The organism is Paraburkholderia humisilvae (assembly GCF_902859855.1).
GTDB lineage: Bacteria > Pseudomonadota > Gammaproteobacteria > Burkholderiales > Burkholderiaceae > Paraburkholderia > Paraburkholderia humisilvae.
This window is the reverse complement of record NZ_CADIKH010000180.1, coordinates 1-4,633: the sequence shown is the minus strand read 5'-3', so window position 1 is coordinate 4,633 and position 4,633 is coordinate 1. Positions and strand designations below refer to the sequence as shown.

Here is a 4,633-nt window from a genome sequence, read left to right as displayed (position 1 = left end):
TGCCTCGTCCAACGGCTTCTTTGCCATGGCGCGTATCTCCATTCAATCCGTTAGAGATATAACGCGCCAGCATCGAATCGGTTGTCATGTTTTATGGGAAACTCAATAGTTCCTGCATGATCTAGCCCTACGCGCCGGCTCATTGCGGTGTGCGTTAATTCGCGCTTACACTACAACCGCGAGGCGCCACGCCTGGCAGACCAGATCAGTCGTTACGCGCATGCAAAGCAATACAAACGGATGAGAAAGACACTGCGTACGTTGCGCTCGCGTGTGGGCCGGGTGATGCGCGACGTCGAGCGGCAACTCGACGCGGTGGCCGATTGCAGCCGCGCGGCATTGCAGGAGCTGATTGGCCGCATGAAGCGGATTTTGTCGCAGGAGCCGAAGGACAAGAACAAGCTGTATGCGCTGCACGCGCCGGAAGTCGAGTGTCTGGCCAAGGGCAAGGCGCGCACGCCATACGAATTCGGCGTGAAGGTGTCGATCACGTCGACTCACAAGGAAGGACTGGTAGTTGGCATGCGCTCGATGCCGGGCAACCCATACGACGGCCACACGCTGGCTGAGGCGCTGGAGCAGGCGGCGATCCTCAGCGACGTCACGCCAGAGGTCGCCGTCGTGGACCGTGGTTACAAGGGCGTCGCGATTGATGGCGTGAAGGTCTATCACCCCGGCCTGCGGCGCGGCATCACGCGCGCGCTACGGGCGATGATCAGGCGGCGTAGCGCAATCGAGCCGGCCATCGGCCACATGAAGTCGGACGGAAAGCTCGATCGGAACTGGCTCAAAGGCGCCTTGGGCGATGCGATCCACGCGGTGCTGTGCGGCGCCGGCTACAACCTGCGGATGATCCTGAGGAAGCCGCGGCTTCTTTATGCCTTCGTTCTTGCTGCTTTGCTGAACCTCAGCATTGCCGCCGACGTGATGGTATGACGCCGGCGGCACGCGAGACGAATTGTTCAGGGGCGACTAATTATGTAACGCACTCCTGATTGTAGTGAGGCTTGCTCGTCCCGACCACCTTAGCGCGACACAACCCAGGCGAACGCTGGCGAATAGTTTTGCACCGGCAAGGGCAACAAGCCCTGCAAAGATCGCTTTGCCACTACTGGCATGGTGATCGACCAGTCTTTAGCTTACCTCGATAGTTTTCACCTCCTCGATGAAGGCCGGAATCAGATATGGCGCGACCCGAGCCGCAATCGTTACGTCATCGACCGTAAAATGGTTCTCTCTATGAAGCAGATTCATAGTGCCGAGCAGTTGCCCACGCACTACGATAGGAACGTTGATGACGGAGCCCAGACCAAGACTAGCAATCAGAGCGTGGTCCGCAAAAGCCCAGCGAATGTCAGCTGCGTTGCGGCCCAGCCATGCTTTTTTGTTTTTCAGGACAACTTCACCCCATGGCGTTGAGTCAAGGCACTTGCGGCCACTCGGCGGATAGACCGTCTCGTTCGAGCTCCAGAAACGCTGAACCCTATGGCCACCAGGCAGAACTGCAAGGAGCGTGAACAGTCGATGGCCTATCAGGCGCTGCATGACGTCTTCTACAGTGTGGTAAACGGCAGTCCGTTGACATGGTTGTGCCAGCGTGAGCGCGATCTCGTCAAGCGCGTAGAGCTGATTCTCTGCTGATGTAGTCATGGCTAAAATTGGGTCGCCTATCATTCACCATCAGACGCGGAGAGTGGATTTTGTGTGCTGGTCAGGGGCTCGAAGCTGGAAAGGCACTACATCGGCGTGTAGCATCGGCGAGGTGCCGCTGGAACTACGCACGAAGATCCGATTCAGCCACCGATCAGTAGCGTCAAATCTTGGCGTAAAGGGTGTACGGGCGTGCGCAGTCCGCACGTTGTCGATGAGCAGAATCTCGCCTGGACAGAGGTGAACTGCGACGGCCGTTTCGCTCGCGGCGGCCGAGAAAGCTTCAAGTGCCTCTGCGGCTTCACCGGCTTCGCTGGGCAAAATCAGTGACCCGTCGTAACGAAGCAAGTCGTCTTCGCGGGTGAGCAGGAGTAGTCGGGTAACAGGATCGGGATCCACATCGTTTCGGAATGCAATGTCGACGTGCCACTGCAACGGAACAGTGCGAAGTGTGTGTAGGTGGTCTTCACTGAGGCGGCGAATAGCTTTCCGCACGGATGTGATCAATGTTTTGGCTTCACGCTCATGATCAGCACGGGAGCAGGCAATGACAAGATAGTCAGGCTGTTGTACGTGGTAGGCCATTTCAGTATGGAAACGAAGCTCCGTGTCGTAGTTGTGCGCGGAAAGTTGATGTGCCCCACGCGATGGATACACGTCCTGGAAAACGGTGCCAAAGCGATTCTCCTTGTAGCCGGTCGCCATTCCGATGCGCATGCCCACAAGCGCAATCCAGGCTTCCATATCCAGCAACTCCCTGTCGATGGGCGCGGGATAGCTTGCCGGCGTAGGGGGAAGGGCGTCTTCGTCGATCGGCAAGCCTACCAGATGGAGGAAACCGTCATCGTTGCCTTGCCGCCGGAAGTCGGCCACAGCTTGCCGTAACGGCACTGGCAGGTAGTCGGAAAGCTGAGCGGCGTGAGAGAAAAACTCGGGAAGGTCCCGGCGGGGTAGAAGGGGCAGCTTCGCCTTGACCTCGCTAAGGATGCCATGGTAGGCGGTGCAGTCAAAGGTAGATGTTGAGGTTAGCATCGGACTATCCCTTCAAAGGGGCATGTGCATGTGATGGACGGCAACGAGACCGAACGTGGGGTGGCGGAAGGCAGCTGGGACAGTGGCCAGAATCTGAAATCCCAGACTGCGCCAAAGTCGAACAGCTTGGACGTTTGATTCAACAACTGCATACGCCTCCATGGCGGCATAGCCGTCACGGCGTGTGGCGTCAATGACGTACGTCGACAAGGTTCGTCCGATACCCTGACTCCGATGTCTAGCGCTCACCATCAGGTCGAAATTGGCGATGTGGTCACCGTTTCCGTAGCGCATTGGTTTTGTTTGCATGGCAGCGACCACTTCGCCCGCCTGCTCAGCGATGTATACGGCCGAGAGCGGTGGCTTAAACCACAGTGCAATCGCGTCCGTCTGATTGCTGTCTCTGGGATAAGGATGGGTTTCGCCACATGCCACAATCTGTCTCCAGATAGGCCAAATCCGCGGCATGTCGGTGACACTGGCTAGACGAACCGAGAGTTCATCGGTGACATAGTGGCGCATCGTCGATGATTTATCGCTTGATGCATGCGTAAGACTGCTAATGATTTGCATATTACCTCTCGACAGTTGTAAGGATTAGCGCGGCTTGCCTCGTCGAATCAACCTTGCGCGATGAACTTAACGCGCTAAATATCGCCTTGTGACTGGACTCGGAAGAGAACTCCTGCAAAGATATCCTGCCGCTTTCCGTCAACGTCAATTCAAGAGTAGCCGGCCCTATGATGTTCACAATCATCCGCAACCAGATTGCGAAATCCGATAACTGGGATTCGTTTTAACAACGCAAATCATTTCGCTCCGCCTTATTGCGACGGAATCTGTTTTCCGGAGTCAAGCTGTTGCGCCAATCAAGCACAAATCGTTTATGGTCGGACAATACTTCCTGAATATCTTCGTGGCGTGCGACATGTTATAGCCCGCTGCCAGATCTGACCTTGCCTTCTGCACACGCGTGCGAGCAGGATAGGTTCCGTCCTGAACGTCAGATCAGAATGCCAAAACTGTGATTTTCACCCGCCGTTTTGAATCATTCAATGCCACCGTTTTTGATATGTAATCGCGAACGACATGGAACGTTCAAAATCCCATAACGCATAGTTATATTCTTACGCAAACGCCTCGGTCATCTGATTTATTTGTAAAAATGCTTATTCATTCACATGCAGAAGTCATATAAATCTCAGCAAAAAATAACATCAGTTACGGATAACTAATCATATCAACAATAACATAAATTCATCGTCTTATGACCCAAGAGAGCACTGATCAATTGCGAGAATTTTTGCCGAAACTCGATGGATATTAAATTATGGTAAACACGGACACATTTAATATATTCTCATAACGCATATTACCTACGTCATTCAAATCGAATACGTGCGAATTGGCTTGCACGCCATTTCGTTCCATGAAATTGGTTCCGAATCGAGTCAAATCGGGTCAGAAAAATCTCATTGTCATGTGGTCTTCGAGGAGCGTTTCAGAACGATTAGCCACCTCTTCGCGTGGAAAGACAAGTTTCGCCGTCTGCTGCTGCGCTTCGAGCACATCAGTGTGATCCATTACGAGCGCGAGACGCGAATGAGGGATTTCGCTAGCGTGATTGTTATCCTCGATGCTGCTCTGAAAAATAGCAAGACATCGATTTCTCGTGCGACAGATTTCGACAGATTCGAAATTACTTCATCGATTGGCGTCATCGATGGTTGTGTCGCGCTAAGGTGGTCGGGACGAGCAAGCCCCAATACAATCAGGAATGCGTTACATAACTAGTCCGCCCTGAATAAAGCGTTTTGTCCGTCGTCGGCGTTAGACGACGGGGCGTTCTCTGATCGGCAGAAACGAACAACGCGACAAGAACGCGGGCGCAAAAAAGCCGCAGCTTCCTGAGGATCATCCGCAGGTTATGGCCAGCGCCGCACAGCACCGC

4 protein-coding genes and 1 pseudogene are annotated in these 4,633 nt (G+C 54.1%); 1 reads left to right on the top strand and 4 read right to left on the bottom strand.

Translation table 11 applies throughout. The annotated features are described in order from the left end of the window. Positions 1-153 precede the first annotated feature (153 nt). A pseudogene (locus HV796_RS40285) lies at positions 154-936 on the top strand (IS5 family transposase); the annotation flags it as partial. Between the two features lie 198 nt (positions 937-1,134). Here HV796_RS40285 and HV796_RS40280 read toward each other — a convergent pair. The 4 genes from HV796_RS40280 to HV796_RS43690 all read right to left on the bottom strand — a co-directional run. Then, a complete protein-coding gene (locus tag HV796_RS40280; RefSeq protein WP_175233290.1) occupies positions 1,135-1,650 on the bottom strand; it encodes a GAF domain-containing protein in 516 nt (171 codons plus the stop codon). A gap of 30 nt (positions 1,651-1,680) precedes the next feature. Then, complete coding sequence (locus HV796_RS40275; protein ID WP_175233289.1) at positions 1,681-2,682, bottom strand: TauD/TfdA family dioxygenase; 1,002 nt, start codon at positions 2,680-2,682, stop codon at positions 1,681-1,683. A gap of 12 nt (positions 2,683-2,694) precedes the next feature. Further along, positions 2,695-3,255 (bottom strand): GNAT family N-acetyltransferase, encoded by a 561-nt coding sequence (locus tag HV796_RS40270; RefSeq protein ID WP_175233288.1) that lies wholly within the window; start codon positions 3,253-3,255, stop codon positions 2,695-2,697. 1,198 nt (positions 3,256-4,453) lie between these two features. Next, positions 4,454-4,633 (bottom strand): hypothetical protein (locus HV796_RS43690; RefSeq protein WP_217478200.1); only part of this gene is annotated, 180 nt, incomplete at its 5' end.